Below are 19445 nucleotides of genomic sequence, written 5' to 3'. Positions count from 1 at the left end.
GCCTGTTTGCCGCGCATGGGTGCTTAACGCCGGATGGTCAAACCATCCTGCCCATGCGCGATCGCACCACCACGAGAACCATTGCAATTTTCATACCCAATTTCACTAACCGGTAACGGCCGGGCCGTCAACGCCGCTGCCAACCTGCCTTACACCCCATCTGAGCCTAACGCTAATCCGGCATCCTCTGGGTTGCGATCATTCCCCGGTCGATTACACTGGCTCTCGGTTACCAAAATCGATCGGCTTCAGAAAAAACGCATCCGTGATTTCATCCAGCGGAAATCTTCCGCGATAACCCCGACCGGCTTGAACCAAACCTATTTTTGAACGGTGTTGCAAAGAACCACAATTATTCCACTTGATACGGGTCGATGTTTCAGAGCGGAACCTTGAAAATGAAGCAAAAGCGATTTGTCAGCGATGTTAGTGAGATCGCCGTCATCTGGTCAGATCACATTTTCTTTTCTCCACACAGTCACGATGAGTACGTTCTTAGCCACAATATTTCAGGTCATGAGCGCCTCAAATTAGATCGAGCAAATATCGAAGCCCCACAAGGAAGCACAACTTTTTACAATCCAGGCCAGATCCAATCAGGCGATGGTGCCGATTTTATTGTCAGCATTTATCTCCAGGAAAAATTCTTTCAAAAGTCGCAGCTATCGAACGGCACATTCGAGTTCCGAAAACCCGTGATCTGCGACCGGCAGTTAGGGCGACTGTTTCAGAGCCTGATCTCTCTTTCATTTGATAGGCACGCGTCTCTAACAATAGATGAAACCATACTTGCCATTCTAGATCATGCATCGCACCGCGGGATAGTCTCCACCACAATTGGTGAATCCGTTGCACATGCCAGTATTGCCGCAGAGGCCAAGAGAATCTTGCTATCGCATTTAGACACAGCGTTAAATCTCACTGAGTTGTCAGAACACATGTCTATCGACAAACCCTCACTTGTGCGCGCCTTCACAAAAGAAATTGGTGTGCCGCCGATGACTTGGCAACGAGCGAAACGAATCGAACTTGCCCGCGGTCTCCTTAGAAAAGGTCTTTCGCCAAGTGACGTCGCTTATCGCACAGGATTTGCCGATCAGGCTCATCTGACGCGATGGTTCACACGGGCATACGGCATTACACCAGCCCGTTTTGCTAAGAAGCAATAGCGTTCAAGAATCTTATTGCCGTACTCTCTATAGTAAAACCATTGGAGAAGTACACGGCCTGGTTATTTTAAGGATATAGTATGAATTTTGACCAACGATTGGAAAAACATATTTCCTCACTGTCGCCTCAGCTGCAAAAAATGCTGAAAAAACAATTTAAAGAAGAAGGGGTGGTTCAGATTGAACATTTGATCCCTTCCGATCTCGCCGTTGAAATGCATAGGCAAGCGAAACGCCTCCTGAATGAAAGCGCCAAAAGGCGTGATCTTAATCTAGCATCAACCGGGAATACTCCTCGTCATTATCGCAGTGTCGGACGAGACACCGTCCGTTCTGACAATGGCATCATCACAGCCTTTTTCGAATCCGAAGAAATTCGCCATTATCTTTCAGGTATTGCGGATGAATATCTCAATAAAGTGCCATACGAACCCGAGGAATACATAATAAACTCACAGGAAAGGCCGGGCGACACCCACGGCTGGCACTGGGATGATTACGCGTTTGCACTGATCTGGGTGGTCGACGCTCCTCACCCACTCGGAGGTGGGCGCATTGAGTATGTCAACAATACCGCATGGGACAAGATGAACCCGGAGAAGTGCGTTGTTGACATACTATCTTCCCGCGAAATCAAAAGCATCTATGTCAATTCGGGGACTTGTTACCTCATGCGTGCAAATACGACATTGCATCGGGTTGCGCCTTTGACCGCGGAAACCCAGCGAACAGTCATTGTATTCACCTATGCCTCAGCATCAGACATGACAGACACCAGCATTTCTCATGAGACGATGGAGGCCATTTATTCCCCCGAGATATCGGCGATCTGAGTGAGCGAAAACAGGCTCAATGCGCAGGCGCGGAGCCGTATCCCGAGACCAAGTAACCGACCCGAAAGCGTACCTTTATGTATGAGAAATTGCTTGCTTTTACATTGGTCGAGCTGATTTTCAGCCTGACACCAGGCCCGGCAGTCTTTCTTGTCATCTCCAAATCGATGCGAAGAGGATTTCGGACAGGTGCAGTCGCGGCAATAGGAGTTATTGCCGTCAACATATTCTATTTTCTATTGTCCATTATAGGTGTCGGTGCAACCCTTGCGGCGACTCCCATGGCGTTTGCTATCCTTAAATACGTTGGGGCAGCCTATTTGATATGGAGCGCCATTAGTATCATACGAGAAATATACTCGGAGAACTATAGAAATGAGATAATGATGCCCGAGAACAAAATCGTTCGGGGTATGGGTTTGACCGATGCGCTTTTCTCCGCGATTTCCGTTCAAGCCTCCAGCGTTAAAACAATTATTATCTTCCTATCAATCATTCCCCAATTCATCGACACCTCGCGAAGCGCAACCCCGCAGTTTGTTGTGCTATGCGTCATCTCAGTTCTCGTAGAGCTGCCTGTTCTCTTTGTGTATGCTTATGCCGCTTGTACTGCGGCAGAGCGTATCCAGAACATGAGACTCCGCATAACTCTTGATAGCGCTTCTGCTCTTGCACTTTTAGGTATTGCTGGTGCAGTTGTCTTAAGAGTTTGACCACAACCCGGTATCCGGTGGTAACGCTGTGCTGGCTTTTCCCGCTCCGTCAATTTCTGCATATCCTCCTACTTCTGGGGCAAACTTGCTATAGCTCACGCTCTTTGGTCCTCATTAGCAGCGAAGCCTTCACTATATTAATCTCCCTCCTTTCCTCCAGCTTTCACAAACAACGCTCATAACCTGCTGTGCACAACCATTTTTCGTCGCCTTGCCAAAACTGAAATATTAGAATATTTATATTTCAATTGAGATGACGGCTTGCGGAACACCACGGGAAATCCGTCAATGCGTGCGGAACAATTGCCAGAACGGTAACCGCAGGACGAGAGGACAGGCAGCATGCTCACGGATGACAGAAAAAACAGCGACACCGACAGAAAGCGCGACCGGACGCATCCGCTTTCATCCTCGCAGACCGCCTATGTGCAACAGCGCGCCGCAACACCGCGTGCGGCAACGCATATCTACAAGGAACTGCTCGAGGACATTATTTCACTCCGGCGCAAACCCATGGAGCCCGTCTCCGAGAAGGACATCGCCGCCCATTTCGGCGTCAGCCGCACGCCTGTTCATCAGGCCGTGCTGCGCCTTGCCGATGACGGTCTGATCGATATTTTTCCACAATCGGGAACCTTCGTGGCACGCATTCCGCGCCGCGCGCTTTATGAAGCCATTCTCATTCGCAAATCGCTGGAAGAAACCACCGTAAGGCTTGCTGCCGAACAGGCAGACGCCGCCGATATCAAGCGTCTTGAGGCCAGCGTCACCGAGCTTACCCTGGCTGAAGCCGTGCCTGACAATGAGCTTTTCCATCAGGCCGACACAAGTTTTCATTTGCAAATCAATGCTATAGCGGGGTTTCCTGGCATCTGGAATGTCATCCAGCAAGTAAAGATGCAGATCGACCGCTACCGGCGTCTGACCCTGCCGCAACGCGGCCGCCTGACCCGCGTCATTGTCGAGCATGAAGCCATTCTCGACGGTATCCGCCGGCACGACACCGCGCATGCGGTCGAAGCCATGGGCTTTCATCTCGGGCAGATGCTCAACGAGGTGAAGGAGATGCGAAACATCAATCCCAGTTACTTCATCGACGACGAATAATGCGCGGACCGGCGCAACAAAGAGAACACACAAAGGTAAGACATGAAAATCGAAGTCAGACAGGTTTCCCATCCCGACGCCGTGCGTGCCTATGGCACGGACGATCTGCGCCGCCACTTTCTCATTGAGAGCATTTTCGAAACCGATGAAATCGTACTGACCTACAGTCACATCGACCGCCTCGTCATTGGCGGTGCCCTGCCCGCCAGCAAACCACTGGCATTGACGGCACCGATGCCGATCGGTCAGGAATTCTTCCTCGCTCAGCGCGAAATGGGTGTCATCAACATCGGCGGCGCAGGCCGTGTGACACTCGACGGCGCCATTCACACCCTCGATCCACGGGACTGCCTCTACATCGGCAAAGGCGTGGCGGACGTGGTGTTCGAAAGCATCGACCCGGCAAACCCGGCAAAGTTCTATCTGCTCTCGACGCCGGCCCATGCCGCCCATCCAAGCACGCTGATCAAGCCGGAGCGGGCAAAACACATCAGATTGGGCGACCAGCTGACATCAAACAAGCGCACGATATTCCAGTATATTCATCCCGAGGTCTGCGACAGCTGCCAGCTGGTCATGGGCCTGACCCAGCTTGAGCCCGGCAACATGTGGAACACCATGCCGTCGCACACCCACGACCGGCGGTCCGAGGCCTATCTCTATTTCGATCTCGCCAACGATCAGCGCGTGTTCCACATGATGGGTGACCCTTCCGAAACGCGTCATCTCGTCGTTGCCAACGAGCAGGCGATCATCTCGCCAGGCTGGTCCATCCATTCGGGTGTCGGCACCTCGAACTACGCATTCATCTGGGCCATGGGCGGCGACAATAAGAGCTTCACGGATATGGATCATATCCCCATCAGCGCACTGCGGTGACATCGATGACGCAGCCATTTGATCTATCCGGCAGGATTGCCATCGTCACCGGCGCCAATACGGGCATCGGCCAGGGCATCGCGGTGGCGCTCGCCGAGGCGGGTGCATCCATCGCCGCGGTTGGCCGCTCGTCCATGGACGAAACCCGTTCCTTTGTCGAAAAAGCAGGCGCAGGTTTCCATGAAATAAAAGCCGATCTTGGCACCATCGCGCCGGTCGCGGCCATCGTCGAGGAAACGCGGAAAACCTTCGGCAAGCTGGACATCCTCGTCAACAATGCCGGCATCATCCGCCGCAATGACGCCGTCGACTTCACCGAAGCCGATTGGGACGCGGTCATCGACACCAATCTGAAATCGGCGTTCTTTCTTGCCCAGGCCGCCGGCCGGCACATGATTGCCGCCGGACAGGGCAAGATCATCAATATTGCGTCGCTTCTGTCGTTTCAGGGCGGCATTCGCATTCCGTCCTACACCGCTTCCAAGAGCGGGCTGGCCGGTATCACCCGGCTTCTGGCATGCGAATGGGCTGCAAAGGGCGTCAACGTCAATGCCATCGCTCCCGGCTATTTCGTCACCAACAACACGACGGCACTCAGAGACGATCAAGACCGCAGCGCCCAGATTCTGGCCAGAATCCCGGCTGGCCGCTGGGGAAATCCCGCAGATATTGGTGGCGCAGCAGTGTTTTTGGCTTCCCGTGCCTCCGATTATGTCCATGGAACCGTGCTGCCCGTCGATGGCGGCTGGCTGGCACGATAGAGCGGGAAAAGCGCCATGAATTATCAGTTCGATTTCGAAGCGCTCCTCCCCTACTGGCAAAGCTTTCTTCAGGGCGCGGTAACGACCATCGAGATGACTGTGGTCGCGGTGGCCGTCGGGCTTGTCATCGGAGTCCTCTGCGCCATTGCCCGGCGCAGCGCCTATCCCTGGTTGCGTCTCGCCGTCGGCATCTACATCGAGATTGTTCGCAACACACCGTTCATCGTCCAGATATTCTTCATTTTCTTCGGATTGTCGTCCATCGGCCTGACCATGCCGGTGTTTTTCGCCTCGGTTTTCGCCATGGTGATCAATGTTGGAGCCTATACCGCCGAAATCGTACGGGCGGGCATGGAGGCCGTACACCCCGGCCAGATCGAAGCGGCCGAAGCGCTTGGGCTCTCCCGTTTCCAGATTTATCGCGACATCATCCTCATGCCGTCGATTGAGCGCGTCTATCCCGCTCTGACCAGCCAGTTCATCCTGATGATGCTGTCAACGTCGATCACATCACAAATATCGGCGGAGGATCTGACGGGTGTCGCCAACAATATCCAGTCCTACACCTTCCGCTCGTTTGAAACCTATATCGTCATCGCTGCGATCTATCTCGTCATCACCTATCTGCTGCGCTTCGGATTTCACGCGATAGCGCTCGCCATCTTTCCACGTCGCCGCAAGCTCGGAACGCCCCTGTGAGGATGCAGCCATGACCGACGGTTTCACCATAAATCACCTCGTCTACCTGCTGCACGGGCTGGTCTGGACCGTGGTCCTTTCGGCACTCGCTTTTGCGCTTGGCGGCGTTGCGGGGTTCTTTGTCATGCTCGCCCGCACTTCGACCATGCGCTGGCTGCGGCGGCTGTCTCTCGTCTATGTCCAGATCATTCAGGGAACGCCGCTTCTCATCCTGATGTTCGTCATCTATTTCGGCCTCGGCGTCATTGGCATTGAACTGCCCCCGCTGATGGCTGCCGGTGTCGGCATGATGATCTATTCCAGCGCCTATCTCGGCGAAATCTGGCGCGGATGCGTCGAATCCGTGCCCCGCACCCAGTTTGAAGCCGCCGAATGTCTCGCCCTGACCCGCTGGCAGGTGCTTGTGGATGTGATCCTGCCGCAGGCCATGCGCATCGCCACCCCGCCAACCGTGGGTTTCATGGTGCAGCTCGTCAAGAATACCTCGCTTGCCTCCGTTGTCGGCTTTGTCGAGCTGACCCGCGCCGCGCAAGTCATCAACAATTCGCTTTTCCAGCCCTTTCTTATCTTCGGCATCGCCGCCGCCTTCTATTTCTGCGTCTGCTATCCGCTGTCGGTCTGGAGCCGTTCTCTCGAGAGGAAACTGAATGTCGGCCGCCGTTAAACTCCATGAAGTGATCAAGCGTTTCGGCTCCGTCGACGTTCTCAAAGGTGTGTCCTTCGATGTGGCACCGGGAGAAGTGGTGGCGCTGATCGGTCAATCCGGCTCGGGCAAGAGCACTGCGCTGCGCTGCATCAACCGGCTTGAATCCATTCAGGGCGGAACGATTGAAGTCTGCGGGCACCTGGTGGAATCACCGGAACTGAACATCCGGGCCCTGCGCCAGGACGTCGGCATGGTGTTTCAGAGCTATAACCTGTTTCCGCACATGAATGTGGCGGAAAACATCATGCTTGCGCTGCGCCGCGTCAAGAGTATCGGCCGTGCAGAGGCATTCGAGACGGCAAAATCCGTTCTCGCCAAGGTGGGACTGATCGAGAAAATCGAGGCTTACCCCGAGCAATTGTCCGGCGGCCAGCAGCAGCGTGTGGCCATTGCCCGGTCACTCGCCATGCAGCCAAAAGTCATGCTGTTCGACGAAGTGACCTCGGCACTCGATCCGCAACTGACGGGTGAAGTCCTGCGCGTCATGGAAGATTTGGCCAAGGGCGGGATGACCATGATTGTCGTCACTCACGAGATGGCTTTTGCCCGCAAGGTCGCCAACCGCGTCATCTACATGAATACCGGCCGGGTCTGGGAGACCGGCACCGGTGACATGCTCGTGCGGCCGGAGACAAAGGAATTGAAGGAGTTTCTGGCAAACGGCCTGTGACTGCAAATCCGGTTTACACCGGCGAGACTGAATCAACTGGGAGAGAGAACATGAAAACGATACTGAAAGTGGCCGCTTCCGCTGCCGTGGTACTCATGATAGCCGCCACTGCGGCGCAAGCTGATGTCCTTGAAAATATTAAGAAATCCGGAAAGGTGCGCATCGCTGTCGCCATGGGCAGCCCGGAATATTCCTATGTCGATGGCGATCTGAAGGCGACAGGTTCGGACGTCGAGACCGCCCGGCTCATTGCCAAGGACCTTGGCGTCAAACTGGATCTGGTCGAAATTACCAACGCTGCCCGCGTGCCGACAGTCCAGACCGGAAAGGCGGATATGGTCGTCTCCGCACTCGGCATTACCGAGGAGCGCAAGAAGGCCATCGATTATTCCGTTCCCTACGCCACGCTCAGCCTGATTGTCGCCGCGCCCAAGAATGTCGAGATCAAGAATTATGCCGATCTCGCCGGCAAGCGCATCGGTGTTACCCGCGCCACGACAAATGACATGGACATCACCCAGAATGCGCCCGGTGCGCAAATCGTACGCTTCGAAGACGACGCAACCCTGATTACCGCAGCCGTATCGGGTCAGGTTGACATTATCTCCAGCCAGTCTGCCGTCCTGGGCGGTCTGAACAAGAAGCGCACGAGCAATCCGCTCGAACTGAAGTTCACGCAGAAGGAAACCAATCTCGGCATTGCTTTGCCGAAGGGTGAAAAGCCGTTGCAGGATTGGCTCAACAACTGGGTAAAGACCAATTTCGCCAATGGAACGCTGCGAACCGTCTTCAAGGAGTTTCACAACCGCGATCTGCCTGACGATCTCACCTCTCGTTAACCTCAGGCAAAAAAAGCTGGAAAAGGGGTGCTTGCGCGCCCCTTTTCGCTGTCCACGCCTATAATCTCCCCTCGCCATTGAGCGCCTTTATCACCGGAATGACCGAATACTGGCCAATTTCGGCCCTGTCGGTCAGCGCCCGCAGATATCCTCCGGGTGAGCGGATTTCTCCTGCCCGCTCCAATATTGCGGCAATGGTGATGGAAGCGTTGATATCCCCCATGGTTTCACGCGCCCTTTCCCAGGCGTCCGGCGAAATACCGAGCATGGAGCGGACCAGACCGGCGGTCTGCATCAGATCACGCCAATCCTCGATGTCATTGCGGGCATAGTCCCGGATTTGCGGACAGGCTTCCAACACGGCACCCAATGGCAGCGCCGCCGCCTTCACCGGCCCGGCGGCCAAATCTCCCGTCCGGATATCGCCGAGCTGCGCCCGCTTCACTTTGGCGTTCAGCAACCGCTCGCGCATTTTTGACATTGCCTGGCTGCGCCCGGCTTCCGCCTTGGGGTTTTCTTCCGCTTCAGCATTTCCGTTGTTTGCAGTTTCAGGCGCTGCCGTTCGTTTCTGGCTTTTTTCGGAAGCCCTTTCAAAATGGTGGTCTATATTTGAATTCTGAATATGGCGCTCAGAAGAAGAGTCAGTGCCGCTCATTTCTTCATTTGAAAGTGTATCGAGATAGGCTTTTTCGACCCTGCTGCGCAGATCCGCAAGCGCGTCCCGCCTTGTTTTCATGGTCTCCAATGGCAAATGCCGGCTCACGCGCCCCGAGAGGGCTGCCAGTTCATCCGCATAGGCTTCCCACGCGCCTGGGCGTTCCTCGCTCAGTCCAGCGTCAATGGTCTTGGAGACATCGCGCAGATGGATGGTAATTTCGCTGCGGGCGCGATGAATGGCGCGCTCCATGTCCCGTGCCGCGGCCGCATGGTCCCTGATTTCATCGGCGCGCAGCGCCAGAGGAGAGAGATCGAAACCGAATGCATGCTCGATTTCGCCGCCTTCTCCGCGCCGGGCATAGCGTTTGCCATTCGGGCTGTCGCGCCGGATGATCAATCCCGCTTCGACAAGTGCGGCCAGATGCCGCCGGATGGTTGCAGAAGACATGCCCCGCGTGCGCATCGATAGCTCCGCATTGGACGGAAACACCACCAGGGGGGCGCTTCCGTCAAGCAAGGTTTCGGGATAGAAGCTCAGAAGGGCCTCCAGCACGGCAATGGTGCGATCCGACAGGAAGAAAGCCGCGCGCGCCTGCGTCAATTCCCGCAGCAGCGCCCATTTTTCCGGGTGATTGGCGTCTGTACCGGCCAGCTTTTCACGGGCGCGGGCTGTCTTTTCCTGCACCGCGAACATGGCATGCGACAGCGATCGCCCGCCAAATGGCGTCGTTGCAAAACGATCAGTCATTTTCTCTACCTCAAATTGAGGCAAGGGAAAGGTGTTGCCGGAACGCGTCCAACGCTTGACAAGTCAGGTAGGAAGTGATTCTCTAAAATTGCTACATTGAAGAGGGCTTCCGGAGCGGTAACGTTCTGGGGGCCTTTTTTCTTGCCGTTGTTCCTTCTCTCTATTCTTTCCGTTCAACGCTTACACAAAACCAGAATTACGCCCGTCTCAGACTTTTCGCTCGCTCCTGTAGCGCTGCAAAAGCCCGTTTAACTCGCCAGCCACATATTCCACGAACCCCTCGGGAACCGTGTCGGCAAAACTGATCGACCGTTCCTTTTTGCTGTTCAGGAGCTGGGCGATGAAATCACCATTATCGTCGCGTATATGCCTGGCGGCGGCCGGATCGGCGCTGGCTGCCGCCGCAGCTGGCTTGTTAAGCTCCAGCAGCCGCTCCAGCACCGCTTCAAAGCGGCCATCACTGCCCTGCAGCTTGAAATGGTCCTGCTGCACAATCTCCTGCGCTGCTGTTCGGCCTTCCGGCTTCTTCAACAGATCAGCCAGTTTGACCCAGCGCGGCCGGCCGATTTTGGGTGCAGGGCCGATGGCCTGCAGAATCGGCTTCGGAATGGCGTCCACGACCTGGAGGTAGCGGGTCATCTCGGCTTTGTGCAAAGCCAGGGCATCCTGCACCACTGACCGGCTGAAACCGCGATCGATGAGGTTGCGGGCAAAGAAAGCCCGTTCGATGAACGAGAGATCGCGGCGTTCGGCATTTTCCTTGCCCTGCGCCACCACAAGCTGGGCATCGCTGAGCTCACGGACGATCGCCTGCACCGGCAGCTTGAGTTCCGCCGCGGCCCGCAGGCGGCGATGGCCGTAGGCGGTCTGGTAGTATCCGCGGCGCTCGGGATGCGGCCGGACGAGAATGGGAACCTGCTGGCCATTCAGCTTGATGCTCTCGACCAGTTCCCTGAACGTCTCGTCAAGGCCGAAATTGTGGCTCAACCGGTCTTCGACAAAAGAATATTCAATAAGCTGGGGATCAATCTCGATGACCCGTTCCGCTCCCTCAAGACTTTCTCTAATCTTGCGGGCATCCTCCAGCTCACGCGAGATACCGCCGAGCGACAGGCCCATAGCCTTGATGGCACCGGACGCCGTGCGCTGCTTCGGTTGCTCAGAAGGAGGAGTATTGTCCATCGGAGCCGTATGAAGCGGCGTTGGCTCCGGCTGAGGGGCCGTATCCACCGTTCCGAAAAGAGCTTTGAGTTGATCCCTGCGGTTCTTGTCAGTCATTGCTTCCCTCACACAGGCCGGTTCCAGGCCTTGAAAATCAGGCCCTGGATTTCAGCATTGACGGAGGACAGCGATTCGATGGCCCGGTCATAGGTTGCCCGGGTGAAACTGTCGCGTGAAACTTCGTAGAGCGTCTGCTTGGTGAGGCCGGCATCGGAAAATGCCGTTGATTTCACCACGGCCGATGTGAGGACGCGATCGCCGAAGAGCGAGCGCAGGAAGCCGGCAATCTGCTGCTGTGGTGCATCGTTCGGCTCGAAGCGGGTAATGAGGTAGCGCATGAAATCGAAATTGAGTTCGCCGCCCGCCTCGCGCACGACAGCCAGAAGATCCGCTGTCATGAACAGGAACTGGCTCATGGATGCCACATCGAGCATCTGCGGATGCACCGTGACGAGAACCGACGTGGCGGCGCAAAGCGCCGACAGCGTCAAAAAGCCGAGCTGCGGCGGACAATCGATGACAACAACATCATAGTCGTCCGAGATCGTATCCAGCGCCGCCTGCACCCGGGCAAAGAACAGCTGCTGTTCGATGCTCTGCTGCGCGCCATGCTGGCGGTCGGCAAGCATTTGCGGCGTGGTGTGTTCAAATTCCTGCAATTCGAGATTGCCGGGAATAAGATCGAGCCCGTCAAAATAGGTCTTGCGGATGATGTCGCGCATCAGGCGCCGTTCGCCGTCGTAGCGAATGGCCCCGTAGAGCGTGTCATTGCCGGTCAGATCGAGTTCCGGCTGGTAGCCGAACAGCGCCGACATCGACGCCTGGGGGTCAAGATCGACCGCGAGGACGCGGAAACCGGCCATGGCGAGGTGCTGGGCCAGATGCGCGCTCGTCGTGGTCTTGCCGGAACCGCCCTTGAAATTGGTGACCGCGATGACCTGCATATGCTCGTTGGCCGAAGGATCGCGGCGCGGCAGATAGGTTTTGGCCTTCGGGCCCCCGGCTTCGGCGAGATGATGGCGCAGCGCATTGATTTCGGCGAGCGAGTAAAGGCGGCGCCCATTGGCGCCGGTTTCCGGCTGTGGCCCCTCGCCCGCAATGGAAAGCTGGCGCAGATAGCCGTCGGAAACGCCGATGAGCTTTGCCGCCTCGCCGCTGGTGAATTTGCGCAGGGCCTTCTGGGCAGTGGGCGGAAACAGGCGGTTGCGCATCGCCTGCAACTGCGCCGACAGCATTTCCGCGTCCGCAGCAATGGCCCGGTCTGCGGTCAGGGCAGCGGATGGCTGTGGCACAGCCGCCAATTGCGCGCCATCCGGTTGAGTTGTCTGTACCGCATTCATCATAGTCACGTATCGTTCCTGTGCGCCTGTCCTATAGAATCGCGTCGGCGCAGGCTGAGGATGCGCCGATTCGATAGAAATACCAAAAGGGTAACGCTGGCTGGTAGTTTAACGCTGCTAAACAGCACTAACATTCAGATTTACATGTAACGCTAATATCGCAGGATACCCCTTAAAACCGTAAGTAAACTGCTCAAAGAACCGAGTCGCGTCAAGCACTTTATAGTTAACGCAAATTAACCATTAAGGCAGCCTGCGAGCAATAACCGGCCAAAATCATATGGTTCGGCCATCAAAACACCGATAGTCCGGGCATTCTGGACCCAAATGAGCCCAGAACACCCAGCAGTGGCATCATCCCGAAGCGATTGACGTGGCTTAGCTGGTCAGAACCAGATTGTGCCGGACCCAGTCGGCCAGTTCGGGGATCGTCCGCGCCCGCCCGTTGGACGGATCACGCGACACCGTACCGCCGTCCGGCATTTTCAAAGGCGGCAGACGCTCCGGGGCCGACATCGGATATTGCCCGCTTTTCTTGTCGGGTTTGACTTCGTGAACATTCCGGACAAATTCCTTCAGCTTCGCATCGTCACTCGAGCGGCGCAGCGCTTCCGTCAATGCCTCCGGCGGCATATTGAGCTGCTTGGCGAGCGGCACGATGACTGAACCGACGCTGTTTCCGTCATCGTCGTGATCGGCGAGAATTTTGGCAGCGTCCGGTCTGAAATCGGCCTTGATCAGGAACTCTTCGGTGGGGCCTTCATAATAGCTCGCAGCCTGGCTTCTGCGGATATTGTTGTAGACCATTTCGCCGACGATCCCGACCACGGCCAGTCCTGCTCCCCATAGGCCAGCCTTGGGTGACTTCATCATGGACAGGAATGTACCGAGGGTGGTGGTTGCGGCGAAGGCTGAATTTGCCCACTTGCCCTTGGCCACATGGTCAAGCGTATAGGCGACCATCAGCAGGCCCCCGGCCCGATCAAAATATTTGGCGAACCAGCTCCATTTCGGCGTACCGCTCACCTCGGCAAAACTGGAGGCCCGGTCAAGAAAGCCGCCTTTCGGAAAGCGCCCGTTTTCAACAACCGAACGGGCCAGTCCCGCTCCCAGCTGGCTGGCTTCATAGGCAACACCGCCCGTCAGCCAGACGGCAAACGACTTCGAAAGCAGATCAGGATTGGCTGCATTCTCAGCCGTGCTGCCGAGATAAAGCAAGCCCTGTATTGCCGATAGCCCCTTGCCGAAACCGGAAGCCGTCGTGATGCCCGCGCGGGGATCGAACTTGGAGCCGTCAAAGGACTTGCTCAAACTTTCAAGAGCAGCCTTGCGCGCGGCCGGATCGGTTGCCGCATTGGGCCCGTTCAACAGGATCGAAGAACTCTGCGCCAGCTTGCCGTCGACCTGGGCCGGGTTCAGCCGTGACGCAATATCGATGCTTCCCGGTGTTGGTGGCTTGTAGACCTTGTTACCACCGAGCGCCTCATAGGCCGCCAAGGTTTTGTGCATGCCGATGACTGCCCGGCCAGACCAGAACAGACTGGGAGTATTGGGCACCGGAACCTTTTCCGGAGGCGTCGTACTGGCGATATAGGCCTTGCCCATCTCCTTCCAGGCCTCTTCACTGTTGTTGACGGCAAACTGGGTCTGGTCATCATGTTCAAGCGCGCTGATACCGGCCTGATAGCGATCGAAACCCTGCAGACCCTGCATATCGCCTTCTGCGGCATGAAGAGCGGCAAGGCTGCGGAACACCAGGGCGCCCTGGGCATCCATTTTGTCCTTGCTGCCGGGGTTCTTCGCAATCGATGCATTTATACCGTCGGTCAGCTGTTTCGTGCTCAGGGCCGACTTCCAGTCATCCGCCACGACAAGATGGTCCTTGGAGAATTCGCCGACAACGTTCCGGCTATTGGCCACAAGATCATGCGTGCCTTTGGTGGCCGCATCGAGAAGAAGGCTTGCGTTGGCGTTGTCGCCTGTCTTCTTGAGCTGCCCGATGACGGCAAGCGTCAACGACGGATCCTTGCCGGCGGCGATTGCATTGCGGAATGGCTCGCCGGCACTGTCGGGGCTGGCCGCCTTGATCTCCGGATAGGGGATGCCCATCTCCTTGCCAATTTTCTTCTTTTCTTCCAGCGTGAAGCCGCGCACCTTCTCAGGAAGCCGGTTCTCCCAGTCTGAAAAGGTCTGATCCTGCGTCGACTTTACGGATTTCGCTATCGACTGCGCCCGCTCGTCGATAAAGGTCTTCCCCTGGGGGGCTTGCGCAAGATGTCCCAGGACACTGGAGTAGCTCGCCACGGTATCGCGCTGGGTCAACTGAAGCGAGAACTTGATCTCTTCGGCAATGTTGGAGTTTTTGCCGCCGAGCCGGTGATCAGGGCTGGCGCCTGAAGCAATCGCTGCCCGCTTGCCGATTGCTTGCTCGATCTCGTCAATGACTTTTGTCTTCGGGTTGCCCTGCGCGTTCGTCTCCTTGTTGGCTTCCTTGAGAATAAGGATGGCCGTCTCCGGTGTAACGTTCTTCGTTACCTCATCCAGGGTCTTGGCGGCGCGGCTTGCACCATCTTCTCTTTGTGCCTCTCTCCCGGCATCGCCATCGAGGCCATTGAATTTGTTCTCGCCCTTGGAATACGCGTCCTGAACACGCCGCGCAGGCTTGGCAACAAGAACGTCGTAACCGCTGGCATCAAGCGCATCGGTGAATTTGCTGTCGGCCGGGCCGTAGAGTTTCAGCGTTTCGCGGGCACTGTTGATGGCAGCTTCTCCGCCATCCGGGGCGTCCTTGGCGAGTGTTTCGAACTGGCGCGTAATTTCGGCCTGGACGTCACCCCAGCCGGATGAATTCTGCTGTGCCGCCGTTATGGACGCGCTCAGCGGTTTGAAAACGGCATTGAACCCCTCTTCCACCGCTTTGCGCTCATCTGCGACGATAGTTTTATAACTGTCCGCCTTTGGCCCCAATGCTTCGAGGTCGGCCTGCCGCTGGTCGAGATGGAGTTTCAACGTTTCGGGCGCATAGCCGCCGTTTTTTGCCGCCGAAAGCATATCCGTATTGACGGCAAGCCTGAGTGTTTTGGTTTTCGCATCCTTTTCTGCTGGTGATGCGGCCTTGTCGATGTCGGCTTGCAAGGCGTTAATGGTTTCGAGGCTTGTCCGCCGTTCCTTGCTCAGGACGAGCAGCGTCGCGCCTTCATTGATCCTGTTGGCGTCAGCGATGGACCCGTTGAACGCGAGAATATCAGGCTGGGCCTGGTTGTAAACCCGCGCGATACCGTCCAGAGTTTCATTGCGCCGAATGCGATGATCGACGCGCCCATCTGTTTCCTGTTCCGGATTGCCCTGGGGCATGAACGGTCTTTGCGCGATGTTTCCCGTGCCCTTGGGTGCGGAAACATCGATTTCCTTTCCCTCGGCATTTGTGATGGTTGCAGACGTGCCGCCGTGCTGGAAATCCTCATAATGAGTGGCAATGACCCCGCCGGTTTTGCGGTCGATGATCCGGATTGTCCTGACATCGCCATTGTCACTCGTCGGATCGGTGGTTTCCAGCCCAAGTCCAGCTGCTTCCATCTGCCTGATAACATCAGGACGGCTGATCCCCCGGTCACCGGCTATCTCGTCGATGCTCTTTCCGGCTTGCACATCTGCAAGGATCGGGGGCGGTGTGGTGTTCCTGCTTGCAGCAACCGCATCGTTGAACTTCACTTGAGAGGCGTTCGTGGCCGGGTCGATTTTTGGTATGACAAGCACGGCACCGGCATCCAGAACCTGATCAACCCGCATATTGTTGGCTTTGGCAATGGCCTGACCGCCATCGCTGTAGCCAAGCGCCTTGGCCACGATTTGTGGCGTCTGGCCCTGCTTTGCGGTGTAGCTTGCCGCGGTGAGCGCAGCCTGCCGTGCAAGCTCGATATCGCGTTGAAGTCTGGTAAGCAGGATTCCGCCAAGACCGAATGCCATCTCATCATCTCCGGATTGTTTAAATTCACGATCACATATTTTCTCACAAAATGTTCATCATAGTTTCACAAAACATTCATGTGAGTCCATAGATGACCGGCAGCATCCGCAATTTATTGCTGTTGCGCGCCATTTTCGCCTTGTATCCAAATGAGACATGCGCACGGTTCATCATATGAAACTTTTGTGATCAACAAGGCCAGATATGGACGGCGGCAAATCCTGCGGCGGCAAAGGCCTTGCCGTGGCTTTGCCGATTGACTTCCAAAACGTTTTGAAAAACTGTGTCCTGACATGAATGGGAGTTGGCATGTCCAATCTGAAACAACTTGCACAATCGCTTGGATTATCCATCACAACCGTTTCACGGGCGCTGGACGGTTACGCCGACGTATCGGCCAAGACCAAGGCACGGGTTCTCCAGGCGGCGGCCAAGATGGGCTACCAACCGAATGCGTCCGCACGGCGCTTGCGGCGCCAGCGCACCGAAGTCGTTGCCGTCACATTGCCAACCTCACCGGGCCACATAGGGCCCCCGCATTTCCTTCACATCCTGTCCGCCTGCGCCGAGCAGCTTGCCCTCTCCGGGCTCAACCTCCTCATTGCACCGGTGCCACGCGGCCAATGTGAGCTGGAAATGTGCAAACGCTTTGTTGATGGACAACGCGTCGATGCCATGCTGCTGGTGCGCACGAAACGCCATGACGAGCGGGTTACGCTGCTCCAGTCGCGGGGTGTTCCGTTCGTTACGCTTGGCCGTACGGAATCGGCGCAGCCGCATGCGTTCCTTGACGGTGATGGATTTGCCGGATTTCGCGATGCCACACGCCGGTTCATAGCCGATGGACACAGGCATATCGCGCATATCGCCGGACCGCAGGAGTTTTCATTTGCCTATCACCGCCGGCTGGGATGGGAAGATGCGCTGGCTGGTTCGGGCTTGCCGTCACAACTGCTGGCAGAAGCTGCGCCCTCCGAACACGGAGGCTATGCAGCCGCAAAGACGCTCATGACCGGCCCGGTAAAACCGACAGCCATTCTTTGCGCAACCGACGAAATGGCCGTTGGGGCCATGCGCGCGCTTCGGGAAGTCAGGGACGGAAACACCGTGTGCATTACCGGCCATGACGATCTGCCAGTCAGCGCTTTTACCGATCCGCCCCTATCGACGATGCGCGTCGCTTGCGATGACATCGGCGCCCGTATCGCTTCACTTTTGCTGCGTGCAATCAATGGAGAAGCGCCCGAATCCTTGCAGGAAATCCACCCCGTGGAATTTTTACCGCGCGCCAGTCATCAGCGGCCGCAACGCCGCGCTGCCAACGATTAACCCGCCCTGCTCCGTCACATCACCACCACTTTCGCGCCGATTTTGACCCGGTCGTAGAGATCATCGACATGGCTGTTCAGCATGCGGAAACATCCGGATGACGATGTGGTTCCGATGGTTTCCGGCTCGTTCGTCCCGTGAATGCGATACAGCGTCTGGCCGAGGTAGATGGCGCGCGAACCCAGCGGATTATCCGCTCCGCCCGGCATCGAGGCCGGTAAGTCCGGGCGCCGTTTCAGCATATCGGCGGGGGGTGTCCAGCTTGGCCACTTTGCCTTGCGGCTGACCTGTTCGACACCATACCACGCAAAGCCTTCTCGGCCGACACCGATCGGATAGACAAGCGCACTGCCGCCCAGAACGAGCGAAAGCGACATCCTGTGCGTATCGATGACAATCGTTCCCGCAGCTTCATTGCCGGTATATGTGACGTATTTCGGTGCTGCCAATCGGGTGGGGTGATGCGGACGGCGAGCGGTTACAGGCGCAGATTCGCCAAACAGGAAATCCCTGTATTCAGGGGCAATGACATCGGTGTTTTCCGGACTGCCACCCGCAGCCTGACCCGCCTGGCCATGAGACGGCTGACAAACCATAGGCAGTGCAAGGGTAACAAGAACGGCGAAAGACTTGAATGATGGCAAGGGAATTCTCCGGCTGTATCAGATAACCTTGGCTGCCACGAGATAATTGGCGACGGCGCTGAACTGGCGCTCCGGCACAGGGGTGCCGAGGCTGACGGTCTCCAGATCCAATGCGAGTTTTTCGTCCTCATACATCGGAATGGCCAATGCCTGGGCACGGGCGAGCATCACCAGGTAATTCTCCGGCGTGGAACGACAGGTCAGAACCGGCACCGGTGTCTCCCCCGCCACGTAGCGTATGCCGATGACGAGACGATCGCGGCTTACAATCAGAAGCGAACTGTTCTTGAGCCCGATTTTCACGGCGCTCGTCGCCCGCCGCTCCGCCAGCCGCTCGCGCTGGACGGCCGGGTCGCCCTCAATATCCTTGCGTTCGCGCTTGAGTTCACTCCGCGTCATGCGCATTTCGCGCAGGAACAGCCAGCGCTGCAACAGGACGTCGAATGCGCCGACAATCAGGAAGGCGAGCACCGTCGTGATGGCCAGCGGACGGACCATTGCCCAAAAGGTTTCCTGGGTGCAGGCACCGCCGCAGGAGGGAGACTGAAACAGCGCTTCCAGTCCCGACCAGAACACAATGACGAAGGCCGCGCCCAGGCACACGATCTTCACAATACCCTTGATGAATTCGACAACGCTTTTCAGGGAGAATATCCGCTTGAAACCGGTTGCAGGGTTGATGCGGCTGAAATCCGGTTTCAGCGGATCGGTCGAGAACACAAAGCCTCCGGTGATGGCCGCATTTGTGACTATGATAATGGCAATCGTGATAATGAGGATGGGCAAGACCGAGGTGAGAAATCCGCTCGCAGCGATCCGTGTCATCCGGTGCAGCACATCTGCAAAGGGCTGTTCGTAAAACCGGGCCGCTTCTTCAAACAGGGATTCAGCGCGAAACTGAAGTGAAGCCAATATGCTGGAAAGAAAAACAATTCCTCCCAGGAGCGTGGCGCCGGACACCATGTCCACACTGTGGGCCACCTGCCCCTTTTGCCGCGCGTCATCGATCTTCTTGTCTGATGCCGGCAGGTTTTTTTCTTCACTGGTATCGGTCAATGCTCACATCCATGTTTCCGCCGGCCATTTGTGCCACAAACACAAACACTCACAAAACAAAATATGAAACTTGTGAAATAGAATTCATATGCGATATTGAGCATATT

The 19445-nt window shown here is 56.5% G+C and carries 17 protein-coding genes; 11 read left to right on the top strand and 6 right to left on the bottom strand.

Annotated elements, in window-relative coordinates; translation table 11 throughout:
- Positions 1 to 398: 398 nt before the first annotated feature.
- The 10 genes from ACTJJ7_RS03025 (at position 399) to ACTJJ7_RS02980 (ending at position 8376) form a co-directional block, all read left to right on the top strand.
- Positions 399 to 1169 carry a helix-turn-helix domain-containing protein gene (locus ACTJJ7_RS03025; RefSeq protein WP_440965493.1) on the top strand — a complete coding sequence of 257 codons (771 nt, stop codon included), beginning with the start codon at positions 399 to 401 and terminating at the stop codon, positions 1167 to 1169.
- A gap of 80 nt (positions 1170 to 1249) precedes the next feature.
- Complete coding sequence (locus ACTJJ7_RS03020) at positions 1250 to 2002, top strand: HalD/BesD family halogenase (RefSeq protein WP_440965280.1); 753 nt, start codon at positions 1250 to 1252, stop codon at positions 2000 to 2002.
- Between the two features lie 77 nt (positions 2003 to 2079).
- Complete coding sequence (locus ACTJJ7_RS03015; RefSeq protein ID WP_440965278.1) at positions 2080 to 2715, top strand: LysE family translocator; 636 nt, start codon at positions 2080 to 2082, stop codon at positions 2713 to 2715.
- 342 nt (positions 2716 to 3057) lie between these two features.
- Positions 3058 to 3822, top strand: a complete 765-nt coding sequence (locus tag ACTJJ7_RS03010; protein ID WP_440965276.1) for a GntR family transcriptional regulator — start codon at positions 3058 to 3060, stop codon at positions 3820 to 3822.
- A 42-nt stretch (positions 3823 to 3864) separates the two neighbouring features.
- On the top strand, positions 3865 to 4701 hold the full coding sequence (gene kduI / locus ACTJJ7_RS03005; protein WP_440965274.1) for a 5-dehydro-4-deoxy-D-glucuronate isomerase: 837 nt from the start codon (positions 3865 to 3867) through the stop codon (positions 4699 to 4701).
- 5 nt (positions 4702 to 4706) lie between these two features.
- Complete coding sequence (kduD, locus tag ACTJJ7_RS03000; protein WP_105733672.1) at positions 4707 to 5462, top strand: 2-dehydro-3-deoxy-D-gluconate 5-dehydrogenase KduD; 756 nt, start codon at positions 4707 to 4709, stop codon at positions 5460 to 5462.
- A 15-nt stretch (positions 5463 to 5477) separates the two neighbouring features.
- Positions 5478 to 6161: an amino acid ABC transporter permease gene (locus ACTJJ7_RS02995; protein WP_440965272.1), complete on the top strand. Its 684-nt coding sequence runs from the start codon at positions 5478 to 5480 to the stop codon at positions 6159 to 6161.
- A 10-nt stretch (positions 6162 to 6171) separates the two neighbouring features.
- Positions 6172 to 6825, top strand: coding sequence for an amino acid ABC transporter permease (locus ACTJJ7_RS02990; RefSeq protein WP_105733670.1), 654 nt, complete (start codon positions 6172 to 6174; stop codon positions 6823 to 6825).
- A complete protein-coding gene (locus ACTJJ7_RS02985; RefSeq protein ID WP_440965270.1) occupies positions 6809 to 7537 on the top strand; it encodes an amino acid ABC transporter ATP-binding protein in 729 nt (242 codons plus the stop codon). The genes ACTJJ7_RS02990 and ACTJJ7_RS02985 overlap by 17 nt, the downstream gene beginning before the upstream one ends.
- A 50-nt stretch (positions 7538 to 7587) precedes the next feature.
- A complete protein-coding gene (locus tag ACTJJ7_RS02980; RefSeq protein WP_105733668.1) occupies positions 7588 to 8376 on the top strand; it encodes a transporter substrate-binding domain-containing protein in 789 nt (262 codons plus the stop codon).
- A gap of 58 nt (positions 8377 to 8434) precedes the next feature.
- On the opposite strand, the gene repC is transcribed toward ACTJJ7_RS02980, so the two are convergent.
- The 4 genes from repC to ACTJJ7_RS02960 all read right to left on the bottom strand — a co-directional run bounded on the left by repC (position 8435) and on the right by ACTJJ7_RS02960 (position 16308).
- A complete protein-coding gene (repC, locus tag ACTJJ7_RS02975; protein ID WP_440965268.1) occupies positions 8435 to 9781 on the bottom strand; it encodes a plasmid replication protein RepC in 1347 nt (448 codons plus the stop codon).
- Positions 9782 to 9988: 207 nt separating this feature from the next.
- On the bottom strand, positions 9989 to 11059 hold the full coding sequence (repB, locus tag ACTJJ7_RS02970) for a plasmid partitioning protein RepB (protein WP_105733666.1): 1071 nt from the start codon (positions 11057 to 11059) through the stop codon (positions 9989 to 9991).
- An 8-nt stretch (positions 11060 to 11067) separates the two neighbouring features.
- Entirely contained in the window at positions 11068 to 12351 is a 1284-nt protein-coding gene (repA, locus tag ACTJJ7_RS02965) for a plasmid partitioning protein RepA (protein WP_440965265.1), read from the bottom strand.
- 369 nt (positions 12352 to 12720) lie between these two features.
- Positions 12721 to 16308, bottom strand: coding sequence for a LysM peptidoglycan-binding domain-containing protein (locus ACTJJ7_RS02960; protein ID WP_440965263.1), 3588 nt, complete (start codon positions 16306 to 16308; stop codon positions 12721 to 12723).
- Positions 16309 to 16618: 310 nt separating this feature from the next.
- On the opposite strand from ACTJJ7_RS02960, the gene ACTJJ7_RS02955 reads away from it, so the two are divergent.
- Entirely contained in the window at positions 16619 to 17638 is a 1020-nt protein-coding gene (locus tag ACTJJ7_RS02955) for a LacI family DNA-binding transcriptional regulator (RefSeq protein WP_440965261.1), read from the top strand.
- A gap of 14 nt (positions 17639 to 17652) precedes the next feature.
- Here the strand turns inward: ACTJJ7_RS02955 and ACTJJ7_RS02950 are convergent, their stop codons facing one another.
- Together ACTJJ7_RS02950 and ACTJJ7_RS02945 are read right to left on the bottom strand one after the other, a co-directional pair.
- The gene (locus ACTJJ7_RS02950; protein ID WP_440965491.1) at positions 17653 to 18234 is read right to left on the bottom strand and encodes a L,D-transpeptidase; all 582 of its coding nucleotides are present in this window, start codon (positions 18232 to 18234) and stop codon (positions 17653 to 17655) included.
- A 66-nt stretch (positions 18235 to 18300) separates the two neighbouring features.
- The gene (locus ACTJJ7_RS02945) at positions 18301 to 19338 is read right to left on the bottom strand and encodes an EscU/YscU/HrcU family type III secretion system export apparatus switch protein (protein ID WP_440965259.1); all 1038 of its coding nucleotides are present in this window, start codon (positions 19336 to 19338) and stop codon (positions 18301 to 18303) included.
- Positions 19339 to 19445: the final 107 nt, after the last annotated feature.

It is taken from the genome of Phyllobacterium sp. 22229 (genome assembly GCF_052056495.1).
GTDB classification, from domain to species: Bacteria; Pseudomonadota; Alphaproteobacteria; order Rhizobiales; family Rhizobiaceae; genus Phyllobacterium; species Phyllobacterium myrsinacearum.
The sequence above is the reverse complement of the archived record's forward strand: the minus strand, read 5'-3'. Positions and strand labels throughout refer to the sequence as shown.